This window comes from Sphingomonas sp. PAMC 26621, from assembly GCF_000251145.1.
Classification (GTDB): domain Bacteria; phylum Pseudomonadota; class Alphaproteobacteria; order Sphingomonadales; family Sphingomonadaceae; genus Sphingomonas.
In genome coordinates this window covers 45,621-63,347 of the sequence record NZ_AIDW01000024.1, presented here as the reverse complement: position 1 = coordinate 63,347, position 17,727 = coordinate 45,621, and the positions used below count along the sequence as shown (strand labels likewise).

At 66.4% G+C, this 17,727-nt stretch carries 12 protein-coding genes; 6 read left to right on the top strand and 6 right to left on the bottom strand.

The window, feature by feature from the left end; translation table 11 throughout:
- Positions 1 to 13: 13 nt before the first annotated feature.
- The 3 genes from RI03_RS14425 to RI03_RS14415 are packed head-to-tail and all read right to left on the bottom strand — an operon-like array spanning position 14 to position 7,402.
- Positions 14 to 2,710 carry a glycoside hydrolase family 3 C-terminal domain-containing protein gene (locus tag RI03_RS14425; protein ID WP_010218122.1) on the bottom strand — a complete coding sequence of 899 codons (2,697 nt, stop codon included), beginning with the start codon at positions 2,708 to 2,710 and terminating at the stop codon, positions 14 to 16.
- 29 nt (positions 2,711 to 2,739) lie between these two features.
- Positions 2,740 to 4,281 carry a tryptophan halogenase family protein gene (locus tag RI03_RS14420; protein WP_010218121.1) on the bottom strand — a complete coding sequence of 514 codons (1,542 nt, stop codon included), beginning with the start codon at positions 4,279 to 4,281 and terminating at the stop codon, positions 2,740 to 2,742.
- A 58-nt stretch (positions 4,282 to 4,339) separates the two neighbouring features.
- Positions 4,340 to 7,402 (bottom strand): TonB-dependent receptor, encoded by a 3,063-nt coding sequence (locus tag RI03_RS14415; protein ID WP_010218120.1) that lies wholly within the window; start codon positions 7,400 to 7,402, stop codon positions 4,340 to 4,342.
- Between the two features lie 222 nt (positions 7,403 to 7,624).
- Here RI03_RS14415 and RI03_RS14410 point away from each other — a divergent pair, with 222 nt between their 5' ends.
- Positions 7,625 to 8,302: a SapC family protein gene (locus tag RI03_RS14410; RefSeq protein ID WP_010218119.1), complete on the top strand. Its 678-nt coding sequence runs from the start codon at positions 7,625 to 7,627 to the stop codon at positions 8,300 to 8,302.
- Positions 8,259 to 9,323 (top strand): cupin-like domain-containing protein, encoded by a 1,065-nt coding sequence (locus RI03_RS14405; RefSeq protein WP_010218117.1) that lies wholly within the window; start codon positions 8,259 to 8,261, stop codon positions 9,321 to 9,323. Before RI03_RS14410 ends, RI03_RS14405 begins: the two co-directional genes overlap by 44 nt.
- A gap of 12 nt (positions 9,324 to 9,335) precedes the next feature.
- Here RI03_RS14405 and RI03_RS14400 read toward each other — a convergent pair whose 3' ends face one another.
- Positions 9,336 to 10,100 carry a FadR/GntR family transcriptional regulator gene (locus tag RI03_RS14400; protein ID WP_010218116.1) on the bottom strand — a complete coding sequence of 255 codons (765 nt, stop codon included), beginning with the start codon at positions 10,098 to 10,100 and terminating at the stop codon, positions 9,336 to 9,338.
- Between the two features lie 296 nt (positions 10,101 to 10,396).
- Between RI03_RS14400 and RI03_RS14395 the strand changes: the two genes are divergently transcribed.
- From RI03_RS14395 to RI03_RS14380, 4 genes are all read left to right on the top strand, one after another.
- Entirely contained in the window at positions 10,397 to 10,747 is a 351-nt protein-coding gene (locus RI03_RS14395) for a response regulator (RefSeq protein ID WP_232283366.1), read from the top strand.
- A gap of 170 nt (positions 10,748 to 10,917) precedes the next feature.
- Positions 10,918 to 11,415, top strand: a complete 498-nt coding sequence (locus RI03_RS14390) for a GAF domain-containing protein (protein WP_010218115.1) — start codon at positions 10,918 to 10,920, stop codon at positions 11,413 to 11,415.
- A 223-nt stretch (positions 11,416 to 11,638) separates the two neighbouring features.
- On the top strand, positions 11,639 to 13,711 hold the full coding sequence (locus tag RI03_RS14385) for a phosphocholine-specific phospholipase C (RefSeq protein ID WP_010218114.1): 2,073 nt from the start codon (positions 11,639 to 11,641) through the stop codon (positions 13,709 to 13,711).
- 76 nt (positions 13,712 to 13,787) lie between these two features.
- A complete protein-coding gene (locus RI03_RS14380; protein ID WP_010218113.1) occupies positions 13,788 to 15,146 on the top strand; it encodes a POT-type proton-dependent oligopeptide transporter in 1,359 nt (452 codons plus the stop codon).
- Here RI03_RS14380 and RI03_RS14375 read toward each other — a convergent pair.
- Positions 15,122 to 15,877 carry a DeoR/GlpR family DNA-binding transcription regulator gene (locus RI03_RS14375; RefSeq protein ID WP_026046745.1) on the bottom strand — a complete coding sequence of 252 codons (756 nt, stop codon included), beginning with the start codon at positions 15,875 to 15,877 and terminating at the stop codon, positions 15,122 to 15,124. The two genes, RI03_RS14380 and RI03_RS14375, sit on opposite strands and share 25 nt — an antisense overlap.
- Positions 15,878 to 15,993: 116 nt before the next feature.
- Entirely contained in the window at positions 15,994 to 17,400 is a 1,407-nt protein-coding gene (locus RI03_RS25375; protein ID WP_443208560.1) for a hypothetical protein, read from the bottom strand.
- Positions 17,401 to 17,727 lie beyond the last annotated feature (327 nt).

Sequence of the window (17,727 nt, the reverse complement as noted above, 5' to 3'; positions counted from 1 at the left end):
AGAGGTGCAGGGGTTATAGCGGCAACGGCACCGCCTTGCCCGTCCGGAAGCTTGCCGACCGCACCGGGACATCGGTATCCGGCTGACCCGCGCCGACGCTGACGCGATACTGCCCCTGCATCACCTCGCGCACGCCATTTGCGCGCACCGCGCTCAGGTCGCGAGGCGACAGGTCGAAGGTCACGCTCCGCCGTTCCCCGGGCGCAAGCGTGATCCGCTGATACCCGCGCAGCGCGATCCGCGGCGCGCCGGGAACATCGGGGAAGGACAGGTAAAGCTGGACGACCTCGTCGCCTGCGCGCTTGCCGGTGTTGCTGACATCGGTTGTGACCCGGAGCCCCTGTTCCGCGCCGCCCGACGCCGGGTTCAGCACCAGCGGGGTGTAGGCGAAGCTGGTGTAGCTCAGCCCATGACCGAACGGATAGACCGGCTTGCCGGTGAAATAACGATAGGTCCGCCCGGTCATCGCGTAATTGTCGAACGGCGGCAGGTCGGCGACGCTGCGGTAGAAGGTCAGCGGCAGGCGACCGCCCGGGTCGGTCTTGCCCGTCAGTACGTTCGCGACCGCAAGCCCGCCCGATTGCCCGGGATACCAGGCCTCGACGATCGCGGCGGCATTGTCCTTCGCCCAGGCCAGGTTGATCGGGCTGCCGTTCATCGCGACGACGATCACCGGCTTGCCGGTCGCTTTGGCGCGCTCGAGCATCGCCATCTGCTCCGCCGGCAGGTCGAGCGAGGTCTTGTCGCCGCCCTGGAAGCCGGGGATGTCGGTGCCGGTCTCCTCCGCTTCCAGGTCGGACGTCAGCCCGACCACCGCGACGAGCACGTCGGCTTGCGCGGCCGCTGCAGCGAGCGCCGCGTCGGGCTGTGCCGAGACCAGCTTCCACACCAGATCGGTATTGCCGAACCCGCGCGCGGTGGAGACGACGCGCAGCGGGTAGCGCTGGCCCTTCTGCAGCGTCACGGTCTTGAGCGTGGGCAATGGGCCACGATGATCGGCACCGACGTCGAGGAAGGTCTTCCCCTCGAGCTCGAGCAGCCCGCTGCCGCCGAGACCGAGCCGGTAGCTGCCGGTTTCGGGCGCGACGAGGAAGCCCGTCCATTCGGTGCGGTGATAGTCGTTGACGCTGGGCAGGGTCAGCCCGCGCGCCGCGACGTCCGCCTCGCGCTGCGAGACGACCGGGCGGGACTGATATGTCAGCGCGGCGATCGCGGCGCGGTCAGTGCCCTGCGGGAACGGCAGATGCGGTGGCGTCACCGGGTTGAAATAGCGCGCGAGCAGCCCGGGCTTGCCGTCGGGCGCGACCAGCGCGGTGGTTGGCACGCGGTCGCCATCGGTGATCGATTCCCCGAACGGCACCAGTGTCACCGATCCGGCCCCGGCGGCGCGGCGGAGTCCCTCGACGATCGGGACGGGGGGCGCGGACTGGGTCGACGAATAATTGCCGCGCAACACGCGCGTCGCATCGCCGAGCGGCCCGATCACTGCGATCCGCGCACCCGGGCGGAGCGGCAGTACGCCGTCGTTCTTGAGCAGCACGAGACTCTTTTCCGCCGCCTGCAGCGCCAGCGCCATGTGATCGGGCGACAGGATCGCGCGCACCGGAACCGCGGCGGGCGCGCCGGCGATGCCGGGCAGATCGCCGTTGCGCAGCCGCGCCGAGAACAGCCGCACCAGCGACCGGTCGATGTCGTCCTGCGAGATCAGGCCGCGCCGCAACGAATCGCCGAACCGCTCGGGCAGGCCGCCCATGTCGCCGATCGTCTGCGTGTGGCATTCGTTGTCGGTGCCCGCCTTCATCGCCGCCGCGATCGCGGTGGCCTGGTCGGGCGCATATTTGTGGCCGTCCGCAATGTCCTTCACCGCGTCGCAATCCGACACGACATAGCCGGTAAAGCCCCAGGCACCGCGCAGATGATCCTTGAGCAACAGGTCGTTGGCGCAGGCGGGCTGGCCGTCGATGCGGTTGTACGCGCACATGATCGATCCGGCGCGCCCTTCCACGATCGCGGCGCGGAAGGCGGGGAGGTAGGTGTCCTCCAGGTCGTGCGCCGAGACGAAGACGTTGGCACCGTGCCGGGTCGATTCAGGGCCGCTATGGACCGCGAAATGCTTGGGCGTCGCGATGACGTCGGGCAGATCGGGGTTGGGGCCCTGCATGCCGGTGACGAACGCCACGCCCATGTGCGCCGCGAGATACGGATCCTCGCCATAGGTTTCCTGCCCACGGCCCCAGCGCGGATCGCGGAAGATGTTGATGTTGGGCGACCAGGTGTCGAGCCCCGTACCGATCCGGCCGAGCTTGCCGGTCTGGCGCCCCATCGTGTGCAGTGCGCGAACCTCGGTGCTGATCGCGCCCGCGACCTGATGGACGAGTGGCGCGTCGAAGCTTGCGGCAAGCCCGATCGGCTCGGGAAAGTTGGTCGTCGGCACCGCGCCGAGCGCGCCGTGGAGTGATTCGGTCCACCAGTTATAGGCGGGGATCTTGATCCGCGGGATCGCAGGCGCGACGTTCAACAATTGCGGCAGCTTTTCCTCGGTCGTCATCCGCGCGACGATCGCCGCCGCCATCCGATCCGCCTGCGCGCGCGTCGGCGTTACCGCTGCGGGCGGCGGGGCGGGCGCGTCCTGCGCTTGCGCAGCCATCGCGGCGACGCCGGCCCCGACCAGCAGAAAAGTGCGCGCAGCGCGCGAGACGGTCGTTGCCATGATGTACCTCTGGTCGGTGAAAGGACGGGTCAGATCGTCGGCAGCCCGCGCTCGACGATCTTGCGGATCAAATCGCGGTGGCGCGGAAGTCCGTGGCGCATCCGCTCGGTCTGGGTCGCGGCCTCGCGCCGGGCCTGGTCCGCGATCCGGGTATCCCCGGCGATCGCATCGCGCGCGACCTGCGTATGGAAGCCCATGCCGTACAGGACATATTGATAGCTTGCCGCGGGGAAGACTTCCTCGACCCGGTCGAATTCGTCGAGGAACCACGGCGGCTGGTAGCGCCACAGCGTCATCAGGTCCTGCAACCGGTCGGGGATCGTCTCGGGCCGGACGTTGTCGCGCCAGAAATCGCTGTCGGTGCGCTTGGTCAGCACATAATGCAGCTTGAGGAAATCGATGATCCGTCCCCAGCGATAGTGCGTCGTCGCATTGAACCGCGCGGCGAGGATGTCCATCACTTCGCGGCACACCGGCATCTGCTCGGCGATCAGCTTGGCGGAGAGTTCGATCAGGACGATCGCAGACGCCTCGAGCGGTTCGAGGAACCCCGCCGCCAGCCCGATCGCGACGCAATTGTTCTTCCAGAAGGTCTCGCGGTGCCCCGCGCGGATCGCGAGCTTGCGCACCGGCAGGTCCTTGCCCGCCGGGCCGAGATAGGCGCGCAGTTCCTGCTCGGCGGCATCGACCGAGATATGGCTGCTCGAGAAGACATGCCCGACTCCGCGCCGTGTCGGCAGGCCGATGTCCCAGATCCACCCCGACGATTGTGCGGTCGAGATCGTGTGCGATGCGATCGGCCCGTCCGGGTCCTCATGCGGCAATTGCACCGCGAGCGCTGTGTCGCAGAACAGCGTGTCGGCGCAGCTCTTGAAGGGGACGCCGAGCGTCTTGCCGATCAGCAGCGCGGCAAAACCGGTGCAGTCGATGAACAGGTCGCCCGGAATTTCGCCCGCCTGTTCGGTGACGACGCTCAGGATGTCGCCATTGTCGGCCTGGGTCGCGTGCCGGACGTCGGCGAGGACGTGGCGGACGCCGAGTTTCTCGCAGCAATGCCGCTGGAGAAAGCCCGCGAACTTGCCCGCGTCGAGATGATAGGCGTAATTCGCGACCGCTTCATATTCGGGCGTCGCGATCGTCTTGGGGGCAAGGCCGTCGTCGCATAGCTGGCCTTGCGGCGACACCATGTCGCAAAAGCTCTGCCCCTTGGGGTCCGCGATCCAGTGCTCGGCCAGGTTCACGCGCGAAAAGCCCTGCGGCAGCATCAACGGGTGGTAATAGCCCTCATCGGGCTCGCCGGTGGTCCAGCGGGCGAAGCGCGCGCCCTGTTTGAACGAGGCGTTGCATTCGCGAAAGAAATCGCTCTCCGACACGCCCATTTTCGAAAGCGTCGCGCGCAGCGTCGGCCAGGTACCTTCGCCGACCCCGATGATCGGGGTGTTGGGGGATTCGACGAGCGTCACCGTGAAGCCACCCGGCATCCGGCCCTGATGGCGCGCCGCAATGATCCCCGCGGTCAGCCAGCCGGCTGTTCCGCCGCCGACGATGACGATGTTGCTGACGGTCTGCATGGACCCCGATTACCAAAAAACGGGGGGTGCCGATACGGCACCCCCCAGGGGAGGAACATCAGAAGCGGTAATGGACGCCGAACACGTAGCGGCGGCCATAATCATAGACGTCGAGCAACTGGTTGGCGAACCGACCGGAAGTGCTCTGCTGGTTGTTGTTGACGTTCTGGACTTCGCCGAACACGCTGACCTGCTTGGTGATGTCGTAGCTGCTCGTCAGGTCGAGCTGGAGGCTCGAATTGACGAAGGTCGGCTCGGACCCGAACTGGCCGGTGTTCTGCGCCTGCCCGAACTGCAGCAGATACTTGTCGCGCCAGTTGACCGCGGCGCGGAACTGGAAGCCGTGCTTGTCATAGAAGCCGACGAAATTCGCCGAATTCGCCAGGCCCGTCACCGCGAAGCCGGTCTGCGAGAGATTGGTCGCATCATACGGCTTGTTGGTGTTGACGAAGGTGGCGTTGGCATTGAAGCCGAAGCCGGTGTCGCCGAAGACCTGCTGCCACGCCAGTTCGACGCCGCGGACCGTCGCGTCAGGCCCGTTGACCTGCTGCGTGACGGCAAAGCTGGCGAGCTGCCCGGTGGTCGGGTCGACCACGCCGTTGATCGGCTGCCGCGTCACGCCGCCAACGATGAAGTTGCTGACGTTCTTCAGGAAGAAGTCGACCGACAGATAGGAGTTGCGCTTGTAGTACCATTCCGCCGCGACGTCGAAGTTGTCGGCGAGATAGGGCTTCAGGTTGGGGTTGCCCCCCGACGCCGTCAGCGCGCCGACGCGTTGACCGTTACCGACGTTGAGCACCGGCGTCAGCAGGTTGAGGCTCGGCCGGGTCAGCGTACGCGAAGCATCGAACCGGACCTGCAGCCTGTCGGTGACGCCCAGGCGGACATCGAGCGACGGCAGCAGATATGAATAGTTGCTCTTGGTCGTGACACCCTGAAGCGAGGAATAGTTGGGGATCGAGAGCAGCGTCGGGTCGGCCGCGCTGGTCGTCAGGACCAGCGGCAGACGGCCCTGACCGGTCGAGGTCAGATGCGTGTTCTCATTGCGCACGCCCGCCGCGAAATTGAGCGGCATGCCGGCGATCTCGGTCTTGAAGGCGGCGCTGAAGTAGAGCGACCACGTCGCTTCCTTGACGTCCTGCACGCTGCCCGGATCGACCGCCTGATCGAAATTGCCCGTGAACGACGGAATATTGGCACCAGCGTTGAAGCCGGGGATCGTCTGGGTCTGCGGATTGCCGAGGCCCGTCAGGAAGTTCTGGAATGCGATCGGGCTGTACATCAGCAACGAGGGCGGAAGCGTGCCCTTATATCCCGGGATGAAGTTCGCGAGGCTGATCGTGCCCTGGTACAGGCTGGCGGGCAGCGGGTTGATGCCCGTCTTGCTGCCTGACGCCGCACCGTAGCCAGCATACGCCTGCCAGTAATTGTTGGTGAACGTGCTCTGGTTGGAGAGCTTGAACCGGTCCTCGATGTATTGCCCGCCGACCTTCAGGGTGACGTCGTCCTGCTTCCAGGTTGCGGTCAGCCGGGCCTGCTTCAGCTCATCGGTATTGTTCTGCGTCTGGTTGACCGCGACATGCGACCCGATCAGCCCGGTGTTGGCATAGTTCGCCGCGCTGCCGTTTGGCCCGTACGTCGTCAGGACGGGGAACGCCTTGTCACTGTTTCCGAGGATCTGCAGCCCGGTGGTGACACCGAGCGCGTTGCCATAGCCGATGTCGCCGCTCTGGCTGCCGATCGTATCCCGTTCGGGGTTCAGCCAGCTCTTCGAATAGGACAGATCGCCATCCACCGTGAAATGCTCGCCGACGTCCCACTTGACGTTGCCGCCAATCTGGTTGGTCTGCAGCACCTGGGTGTTGATCTGCGCGCCGAAGTCGGTCGGGGTGCCGGTCTGGGTGAAATTGGTGACTTGCCCGTTCTGGTCGAGCACGACGTTGCGAAGCGCGCCCTGGTTGAACCAGAAGCCGACGTTGTTGACGTCGGTGACGACGGTCTGGCGCGAGAAATTGTCGTCGATCGTCACCATCAGATCGTCCGAGGGATGCCATTGCAGCGCGATGCGGCCGTCATACCGCTCGTCCTTGGTCGATTCCTTGTTGATAAGATATTGCTGCGGGAAGAAGCCCGCGACGTTCTGCCGATTGCGCGGATCGGCATAGGCCGCGCTCGTCGCGTCGCTGGTCGGCGCGCAGTTGGTGCTGGTGGAACCCTGCAACTGGCACGGAGCGTAATAACCGCCCGGCCAGCCCTGCACCGACACGCGGTTCGAATCGGTATCGCGCCGCGTGTAGATGAAGTCGGCCAGCACGCCCAACGTGTCGTTGGCGAAGGTGTCGCTCAACAACAGGCCGGCGGTGGGGACGACGCTGTCCGAGCGATCCTGGATCGAGCCCGAGCCGCTCGCGGCGAAACGGAAGCCGGGATGATCGAACGGCTTGGGGAATTCGATGTTGACGGTCGCGCCGATCGAGCTGGCGGTCAGCGATACGTCGGGGGTCTTGAGCACGCTCAACTGGCCGATGAAATCGGAACCGACGGTCGAGAAGTCGATCTGGCGGCCACCCGTGCCGGTCGAAATGCGCCGACCGTCGTACAGCGTGGTGTTGAAATCGCCGCCGAAGCCGCGGACGGTGATCCCCGTCGCTTCGCCGCGCGTCCCCGCGCGCTGGATCGACACGCCGGGGAGGCGCTGGAGCGACGCCGCGACGTTCGAATCCGGGAACTTGCCGATGTCTTCGGCCGAAATCGCATCGACCACGCCAGTCGCGTTGCGCTTGATGTCGAGGTTGCGTTGGAGCGAGCCGCGCAGGCCGGTGACGATGATGTCCTCGCCGGCGGTATCGCCGGGCGTGGCGGCGGTATTGGACTTGGCGGCGTCGGGCGCGGTGGCCTCGTCCTGCGGAGTCCCTGCCTCGCTTGCGGACAGCGTCGGGCTCGTAGCGGGGACAGCGGGCTGGACCGGGGCTGGTTGGTCGGTCTGTGCGTTCTGCGCGCTGACTTGTGCAAATGCCGGAGTGCCGAGCGATAGCGCAACCAGGCTGGTCGCGCCGATCAACAGGCGCTTGCGGCGCTGGCGCAGCGCATGCGCGGAATCCGTGTGCTGGATCAAATGCATCGTAATCCCCTCCTTGACGGGACGTTTCTTATTCTCGTTGCGACGCGGCCTTGCGTGACCGTCGTGATGGCCTATTTGGTATCGCTACCACAAAAGTGATGCAAGCTATTTGTCGGTGTAATGCGAAAATCGCAATCTTGGACTTGGCGGAGCCGCCACGGGAGGCCTATTCCCGGCGCGCACCCGGCGGTGATCCGGGGCAGCGGCGGGGAGTGCGATCGGATGACGGCGTTGGAAATCCTGAATGTCCATGCGCACAATGCCTTGTCGGTAGCGCGCGCGGAGTCGCGCGACCGACATTTCGTCCAGATCGTGCTTGGTGAGTTCGACTCGGTCGCGGCGCATTTTCCGATCCTGTTCTGCAAGAATGCGGAGACCGGGGCGTTTTACGCCGGCGCAATGCTCGGACTGAAACCGGGCGAAAACCTCGTCGGCGACTCGGCCGATCGCGATCAGGCGCGGCGGTTGCTCGACGTCGTGCGCGAAGGCTTTTACGTCTCGGACGAGAATATCGCGATCGACCGCACGCATCCGCGCTTAACGAGCGGCATGGGCGAGCCGATGTTCGAAGCCGACGGCACGCCCGCGCCGGTCCTGCGCGGAATCCAGCGCGCCTTGGGGCAGCTTCACGCGGGGGTGCCGCACACCGAACAGTTCCTCGCGCGGCTGCTCGCGCTCAAGCTGGTCGAGCCGATCGACCTCTCGTTCAACTTCGACGATGGCGAGCGTCTCGCGGTCGAGGGCCTGTACACGATCAGCCGGGATACGCTCGCCGACCTCGACGACCGGACCGTGCTCGAACTGTTCCGAACCGGCGATCTCTCGCGGATCTACGCGGTGATCCTCTCGGTCCAGCATGTCCATCGGCTCGCGCGCCTGCGCAACGACCGGACCGCATGAGGTGACCGCGAACGGCGAAGTCCGGGTCGAACAGTCGGCCTCGCCCGATCCCGAACGTTTCGTTCGTGACGTCGCGGTGCCTGGCCGCCCGGTCGTGCTGCGCGGGCTGTGCGCGGACTGGCCGGTTGTCCGGTCGCACGACGGATCGCGCGCTGCCTTGCTGGACTATCTCGCGCGCTTCGATGCCGGGCAAAGTGCCGAAGCGTTCATCGGTGATCCCGCGATCGCCGGACGCTATGATTATGGAAAGGACCTGGCGGGGTTCAATTTCACCCGCGAGACGATGCCGTTCGGCGCGGCACTGACGCGGATCGCCGACGCGGCTGCCACGCCTGGCGCGCGGTCGATGTATCTCGGTTCGTTGCCGACCGACGCCTATCTCCCCGGCTTCGCGGCCGAGAACAGTCTTCCGATCCTCCCGCCGACGGTGCGACCGCGGATCTGGGTCGGTACCGCGTCCTCGGTTGCCTGCCATTACGACACGTTCGACAATCTCGCCTGCGTGGTGGCGGGGACGCGGCGTTTCACGCTGTATCCGCCCGATGCGATCACCAGCCTGTATGTCGGGCCGATCGACCACACGATGGCGGGCCAGCCCGTCAGCCTCGCCGCCGGTGCCGCGCCGGACGATCCCCGCTACCCCGATTTCGCCGCCGCCCGCGCGCGCGCGCTGGTGTTCGACCTGGCGGCGGGGGATGCGCTGTATATGCCGAAGCTGTGGTGGCATTCGGTCGAGGCGACCGCGCCGTTCAACCTGCTGGTCAATTACTGGTGGGACGGTTTCGCGAGCGGTCCGGACGCGCCCTATACGACGATGCTGCTCGCGATGATCGCGATCGCCGAGCGCCCCGACGCCGAACGCGCGGCGTGGCGGGCGTTCTTCGACCATTATGTGTTCCGCCCCGACGGGCATCCGCTGGCACATCTGCCCGCGGCGCAGCATGGCATCCTCGGGTCGCTGCGGGCCGGAAATTACGGGCGGATCCGCGCCGCGGTGATGAAGCTGCTACGCGGCGGCTGACGGCGGCGGACGCTAGCCCGCCATCGCGCTCTGCGTATCCTCAAGCGCGAGCTCGACCAGCCGCCGCATCGCCGCGCTGGCCGCCGTCGCATCGGCGGCGGCGATCGCTTCATAGACCAGGACATGATCGGGGATCGGGTTGCGCGGCAGCGCGCGCGACCGCTGCTTGAACTGCGTCGTCCAGCTTACCGCAGCGCCGATCGACGCGCTCAGCACGACCAGCGCGTCGTTGCGCGTCGCGCGGAGGATCGCATCGTGGAACTGGCGGTCGGCGGTGCGGCCTGGCTCGGTCGCGAGCGAATGGCGGCGCATCGCGGCGAGCGCGTCCTTCATCTGCTTGAGATCGGCGCGATCGCGCGAGGTGGCAGCGATACCGGCGGCGGCGGGTTCGATGATCAGCCGCAATTCGAACAGGCTGCGCACCAGTTGCGGATCGGGTTCGCCCGCGAAGGCCCAGGCGAGGACGTCGGGATCGAGAAGGTTCCACCGGTCGCGCGGGAGTACGCGGGTGCCGGTCTTCGGGCGGCTTTCGACCAGGCCCTTGGCGGTCAGCACCTGGATCCCCTCGCGATAGGCGCTGCGCGAGACGTCGAGCGATTCCGCGAACACGACTTCGCTCGACAGCGTCTCGCCCGGTGCGAACTCGCCGGACAGGATCGCCACGCCAAGCTTGTGCGCGATCGCCCCCCGCAACCGCCGGCCCTTGCCCCGCGGCGCGCGGATCGGTGCCACGGGATCGGCGGGCGCATCAGCGACGGGGGCCGTGGTTTGGGCCATGGCTGGGGCCGCGGCGGGGGGCGTGTCCATCTTCACAGGCGGCAACCCTAGCAGCCCCGCAGCGCAACGGAAACGGGAACTCGCACCGTTCAAACCGCCATGAAGCCGGAGGGGGACGGTATGGTACGACCATATCCCGACGCGGCGGCGTTGGCGGTCACGGTCCGACGCGACCGACGTTGCGACAGGCTGATCCAGATCAGGCCGTAACGGCAAAGGCTTGCACAAGTCGTCATTCTATCCCTATCGCAGCCTTAACCATGCCGGACCGAAAGGCGACGATGACCAAGACAGTCATGCTGATCGAAGACAACATGTTGCATCGCAAGCTTTTCGCAGCGTGGCTCGAAACCGGTGGGCATCGTCCTGTCCTCATCGCAGACGAACGTTTCGCTTATGTCGAGGCGGTCGCGCAGCAGCCCGACGTGATCATCACCGACATCCGTCTGCCCTATGTCGACGGCCGCGAGATCATTCGTCAGTTGAAGGCCAGTCCGTTAACGAAGCATATACCCGTTCTGGCGATGACCGTGCTGAGTGGCCGGCAAGACGAGCAATCGTGTCGCGCCGCCGGGGCGGATGTCTTCTGTACCAAGACGATAAGAATGGCGGCGTTCATCCAGCAGGTCGATTCGATCGTATGTTGACGGGGCGGTTGCGCGACGCGGGCACCCGTCGTTTCTTGCGGACCGGAAGACGGCCCGGTGGGAGTAAGGGCAGGGATACGACGGGACGGGCGAAGCGACAGGGCGGGTGACCGTCTTCTTGTACGACAAGCAAGGCGTCTCGGGCGGCAGTCAGGCAAGGAGTGCGTTGAGTGGTAAACGAGGGTGACGTCTGGCCGGCCCCGGCGCTCGAGCGGAACCGCCAGGCTGCGGTCGACAGCATTCGGCACACCACCAGCGAACGCGAAGGCGAATTGCAACGGATCGTCGAACGTGCCGCGGCCATCGCCGCGACCCCGATCGCCAGCGTATCGTTGATCGATCGCGAGCGGCAGTGGCTGGCGGCGCGGCTCGGGATCGACGCCAGGGAGACCCCGCGCTCCGCCTCGATCTGCAGCCGGGTGATCCTGCGACCGGGCGAACCGCTGGTCATCCTCGATGCGTTGCGCGACGAACGCTATGCCAAAATCCCGTCGGTCGCGGAGGATCCCTTCGTCCGCTTCTATACCGGGATTCCACTGGTCAATCGCGCGGGTTATGCGCTTGGCGCGTTGTGCGTGGTCGATACGGTCCCACGCGATGAGCCGCCCGATCTGATGGCGCTTGGACGCCTCGCGCGCGAGGCGGAGCGGATCATCGCCGGACATTGACCGCTTTGGGTGCAGTCTAGCGTGGGGCGTTTCCCACGGACCGTCGCGGCCAGCCCAATACGACGTCTGATAGGCCGACCCTGATCCGTTGTCATTTTGTCCGATACCGCCATAATTTCCTCAATATGCCGGATTTGTCACAAGACCTCCACAAACCCCGGCTAAGCGGGGTCGGCCAGTAAAGGCGCGTAAGCCCTCCTTTCCCTCGTCAGTATGCCCCGCAATGTTGATCGACCGGCGCAGCTTCCTCAACGGTGCGTCCAGTCTCGCGGGGGTGGCAAGCCTTCCCGCCGCCGCGCGCGACCTGCGTGCGCCGCAAGGCTCGATCGCGGACGTCGAGCATGTCGTGATCCTGATGCAGGAGAACCGCTCGTTCGATCATTACTTCGGCACACTTCGCGGGGTGCGCGGCTTCGGCGATCCGCGCCCGGTGACGTTGCCGAGCGGCAAGCCGGTATGGGCGCAGCGCCGCGCCGACCGCGATGGCGGGCAAACCGCCTGGCCGTTCCGGCTCGATTATACCGCGACCAACGCGCGCTGCTTCACCGGGCTCGATCATAGCTGGAAGGACAGCCAGAACCGCTGGCGCAACTGGGACGTGTGGGCGGAACAGAAGGGCGCGCTGACGATGGCGCATCTGACGCGCGCGGACATCCCATATTATCACGCGCTCGCCGACGCCTTCACGATCTGCGACGGCTATCATTGCTCGCTGCAGGGGCCGACCGGGCCCAACCGGCTGTACCATTTCACCGGCACCAGCGGGCTGAGCGTGGGGCAGGCGGGCGTCTATTGCGTCACCAACGGCGGCGCGGACGACAATCCCTGCGCGGATATGGCGCGCGACGACCCCAGGTTCACCGGGCTGCCGTGGCGCACCTATGCCGGGCGGCTGGAGGAGGCGGGGGTGTCGTGGCGGGTGTACCAGGAATATGCCAATTATTCGGACAATCCGCTCGGCTATTTCACGGAGTTCCGCAATCTCGACCGCACCTCGTCGCGCTATCGGCGCGGGCGCGCGATGGTCGACTGGATCGACGGCAAGCCCCCCGCCGACCCCGAGAAGACCCGCGCGGAGCATCTGATCGCCGCCTTCACCGCGGATGTCGCGGCGGATCGCCTGCCGGCGGTGTCGTGGATCGTCCCGATGATGGAGATGAGCGAGCATCCCGACGCGCCGGTCCCGTATGGCGAAGTGCTCGTCAGCAGCATCGTCGCCGCGCTCGCCGCCAACCCGGCGGTGTGGGCGAAGACCGTGCTGATCGTGAATTACGACGAGAATGACGGCTTCTTCGATCACATCCCCGCGCCGATGCCCGCGATCGACAGTCGCTACGGGGCAAGCAACGTCGACGTGCGCAGCGAGACCTATCAGGGCGAACCGGTCGGGCTCGGTCCGCGCGTGCCGATGACGGTGATCTCGCCGTGGACGCGCGGCGGCTGGGTCAATTCGCAACTGTTCGACCATACGTCGGTGCTCCGCTTCCTCGAGAAGCGGTTCGGCGTGGCGGAAACGAATATCTCGCCGTGGCGGCGGGCGGTGTGCGGCGACCTGACCTCGATCTTCGACTTCGACGTGACGCCCACGGCGCGCGCGGACGTAAGCTGGACGGCGGACCTGCCCTCGGTCGCCGATTACGTCCGCGAGACGCAGCAAGTGTGCCGCACCGCGCCGCCGCCGAAGATCGCGACGGCGACCGGCGTGCCTGCGCAGGAGCCGGGAACGCGCCCGGCCCGCGCATTGCCCTATCGCTTCACGGTCGAGCCGCGCTGGAGCGAAACCGGGCTGACGCTGCGTTTTGCCAATGGCGGCGCGGACGGGGTCGTGTTCGGCGTGCAGGACGAACGTCGCTTTCCCGGCTGGCGCTATTTCACCGTTGCCGCACACTCGACGCTCGAGGAGAATTGGCCGATCGCGCGCGACGACGGGTTCGCGCTGGTGGTGCGCAGCGCCAACGGCTTCTTCCGCGAATATCGCGGCGGATCCAGCGCCGGCCGGATCGAGACGGCGCTCGCGCCGGCGGCAAAGGGCGTTCCCGCGCGGCTGACCGTGCGTAACCGCTCGCCGCTCGCGCAGGTCGTTACCTGCCGCTGCGCGCATACCGGCACGGTCCAGCATCTGACGATCGCCCCGAACGGCACGGGCGCGCTGCCGTTCCCGGTCGCACGGCCGCATCACTGGTACGACCTGCTCGTCACCTCGGACCACGGCGCGCGGCAGCGGCTGGCGGGTCATGTCGAGACCGGCGCGCCAGATATCAGCGAACCCGCGCCCCGCTTTCCGCACGTCGCCTGACTGACGGATCACGCCACTGTCATAATCCTGGTGCTTGGGGTGCATAGCGCGCCGCTACGGCGACCGGAGGAGCAGCATGGCGCGGGGCGGTTCGCTCGACACGGGACATCCGATCCGCGACCGCCGCTTCCTGGCGCTGGCGATGCTGGAGTTCTGGGAACGCTTCGCGATGGCGGGGGTCAAGTCGCTGCTCGTCCTCATCCTGGCGGACCAGATCTTCGCGCACGATCTGGCCCCGGCGCTCGGCGCACCGACCCTGCGCGGGATGTTCGAACGCTGGTTCGGGCCGCTGTCGAGCGTCGGGCTGGCGTCGCAGGTCTATGGCTATGCCGGCGCCTTGCTGTATCTCGCGGTCCCGCTCGGGGGCCTGATCGGCGACCTGTTCGCCAGCCGCCGGCTCGTCATTTATTCCGCCGCCGCGACGATGCTAGCGGGGCTGGCGCTGATGATCGGGGTCGCGACCTTCCTGCCCGGGCTCGCGCTGTTCATGGTCGCGACGGGGACGCTCAAGGGCAATCTCTCCGCGCAGGTCGGGCGATTGTTCCACGACGAAGCCGAGCGGCAACGCGGCTATGCGGTGTATCTCGGCTTCCTCAATGCGGGCGTCATCTGCGGGCCGCTGGTGTGCGGCGGGGTCGCGACGGGGCTTGGCTGGCCCTATGCGATCGGCGCGGCGGCGGCGGCGATTGCGATCGGGACGTTGGGCTATGCCGCCACCGCGGGGCGGACCGCGGACGTCGCCGCGCCGGATCGGGCAACACGCGCGCGACACGGCGGGGGCACCGGGCTCCGCGGGATCCCGGTCCTCGTCGCAGCGATCCTCAGCGTCTACTGCTGCTGGGCGGCGTATGAACAGCTCGGCGACATTTTCCTGGTCTGGGCGCGTACGCGGATCGACCTGCACGTCGCCGGCTGGACGATGCCGGTCGCCTGGTTCGTATCGCTGGACGGCGTGTTCACGCTGCTGCTGATCGTCGGGGTGCAGGGGGCGCTGGGCCGGGCGGCGCGGCGTGGGGGCACGCCGGCGGCGCAGGACATGATCCTGGCGGGAGGGCTCGCCTGCGCCGCAGGTTATGGCGTGCTCGCGCTCGCGAGCCGCTATGCCGGGGCGGAGCTGCTGTCGATCGGCTGGGCGCTGCTGTATCTGCTGCTGGTCGATCTGGCGGTCGTGCTGGTGTGGCCGAGCGGGCTCAGCCTGATCGCCGCCCACGCACCCCCGCGTTTCATCGGCTTCTGGATGGGAGTCTTTTATCTCCACGGCTTTTTCGCGAGCCTGTGGGTCGGGATCAGCGGGAGCGCTTACGGGAGGATCAGCGATTCAAGCTTCTGGCTGCTGCAGGCGGGGATGGCGGGGATGAGCGTCGCGCTGGCGCTGGTCGCGATCCTGCTGCGCCAGCGCGACGCGGCGCGTCAGGCGACCATCACCTCGGCGTGAGCGAAGGCGCGCGCGAACGGTTCCTCGAGCGGCTTGTCGGTGACGAGGATGTCGACGTCGGCGCATTGCGCGGTCTGCAACAAGGCGTAGCGCCCGAACTTGGAGGAATCGACCCCGAGCATTACCTGCTTGGCGGTGGCGTAGGCGATCCGGCTCATCTCCGCTTCACCGGGGTGGAAATCCATCAAGCCACGATCGAGGCTGATCCCGCCGACCGACAGGATCGCGAGATGCGGCGTGAAGCCACGCACGAACGCCTGCGCCTGATGATCCGAAAAGGCGCGATAGTCATAATCCATCTGCCCGCCCGCGAGGAACAGCCGGTTGCCGTTGATCGCGCCGAGATCGCCCGCGACCTGGAGCGAATTGGTGATGACCGTCAGCCCGCGCCGTTCGACCAGTTGCCGTGCGATGAAACAGCTCGTCGTGCCCGAGTCGATGAACACGATCGCGCCATCGGAAATGCGGTCGGCCGCTGCGCGCGCGATCCGCAGTTTGGCATCCGCATTTTCCTCCATCCGCTGGTTGAGCGGACCCTCGAACGCGAGCGCGGCAAGCCGCGCGCCGCCATGTTCGCGAATGACGACGCCTTGCTCCTCGAGCGCGCGCAATTCGCGCCGGATCGTCTCGTCCGAGACGTCGAGTTCGGCGGCGAGGCCAAGCACCGACAATGTCCGGCCACTGCGCAGCCGCGACACGATCTCGCGCTGGCGTACTGATCGCTTTTGGATGGTGCCCTCCCCCTGGTGAACCCTGTTTCACGTGTTTCAGTGCAGCGCAGCATCCTGTCAACAATGCTGTCCCGTCCCAGGACGGGGGCGGCGCGTGCCGCCCCCGTCACGCGACGTCAGAACCCGAGGCGGAACTGCAGCCGGGCGTAGCGCGGTGACTGATAGGCGACCGGCTTCTGGTAGTTGGAGTTGGGGGAATCGTCGCTCAACTGTCCGGATTCGTTGAACGAAGTGACGGCTTTGCTGTTCAGGACGTTGAACACGTCGAGCCGGATCGAAGCGTCGAACTGCTTTGGCAACGGCAGATGGACGACGGCACTGACGTCGACTTGCGTACGCCAGTCGCCAGTGAACGCGGTGCCGCGCGGGATCAGCTGGTCGTTACAATAATAGCTGTAGCCGTGATAGCTGTTGGCATAGGCGTCGACACTGGCAGGAACCGTCCCGATGCAGCTGAAATGCTGCGGCGACTGGACCAGCAGATTGCTGCCGAGATCGAGGAAATCGAACGGACGATAGCTGCCATAGGCCTTGAACGTGTGCCGCCGGTCGCTTGGCAGGTCGCCATAGGCGCCGTTGACGAAGCCGGGAGAATCGAAGTCCGACGTGCGGTTGAGCGAAAGCTGGCCGTTCTCCGAACGGACGCCGCCCTCGTAATTCCCCTTGTTCATCGCCCAGGTGTAATTGGCCGACAGGCTCCACACGCTGTCGAAGCTGCGGTCGAAGGTGAGCGTGACCGCGTTATAGTTGCGGCTCGGGTTGGGGTAGAGCAGGTCGCCCGCCTTGAGCGTCGCGACCGGGGTGGTGCCATCGGGCAGCGCGTTGATCTGGACGGTGACGTCCTTGCCCGGATTGGCGATGACGAAATGCCGCCCGCCCGGATACGCCTTGAGGCACGCCGCCGCGGTAAAGCCCTTGGCCGCGCAATAGACGCGCTCGCCCGCATCGACCGAGACGTCGTCGATCACGTTGGTCAGCTCGCGGTGCGTGAAATAGGCGCCGACGCGGATATGGTCGCTGACTTGCTGGCTGCCCCCGAAGATGAACTCCTGGTCCGACTGCGCCGAGAGATTGTTCGCGATCGCGCCCGCCGGATTGGACGGCGTGCCATCGGCGGCAACTTCGCAATTGACGGTCTTGGTGTCGGGGCAGGCCATGAAGTTGGTCCCGCCGAGGATCGCCGCGCCCGCAGTCGGCACGCTGCCCGTGCCGCTCACGCCGTTGAACAGATTGTAGCGCGTGTAGGTGACGAGCTGGCCCGCGACGTTGAGGTTGATGTCGCCTGCGAGCGGCAGGTAATATTTGCCGAAATAGCCGTAGACCTTGGTCTTGCTGTCCCCGAACACGTCATAGGATGCGCCCAGCCGCGGTGCCCATTGGTCACCGGACGTGTAGAAGGATTCGCCGTTGACGCCCTGATTGCTGAACCGGTCGTCGCGGACGCCGAGCTGCAGCTTGAGCCGGTCGCGCAGCAGCGACCATTCGTCCTGCAGGTACAGCGCCTGGTTGCGGACCGTCCCCACGCCATCCTGCGAATAGACGCGGGTCGTGTAATAATCGGTCCCGAGCGGAATCCCCAACCGCGCCGCCGAGGCCGCATTCGCGCGGAAGATCTTGTAGAAGCCGCCGCCGATCGTTTCGTAGGTCTGGGTCTGAGTGTCGTCCTCATGATCGTAGCCGACCCGGATATGATGCGACCCGAGCAACTGGACCTGGACGTCCGCATCGAAGCGGTAGAATTCACGCTCGTTGTCGGTGCGGCTGTACGCGTCGGTCACCTTGTTGAGGCCGACATCGATCCCCGCGTCGTTGGTGCGATAATCGAGCACGCGCGGGTTGGAGATGTCGAG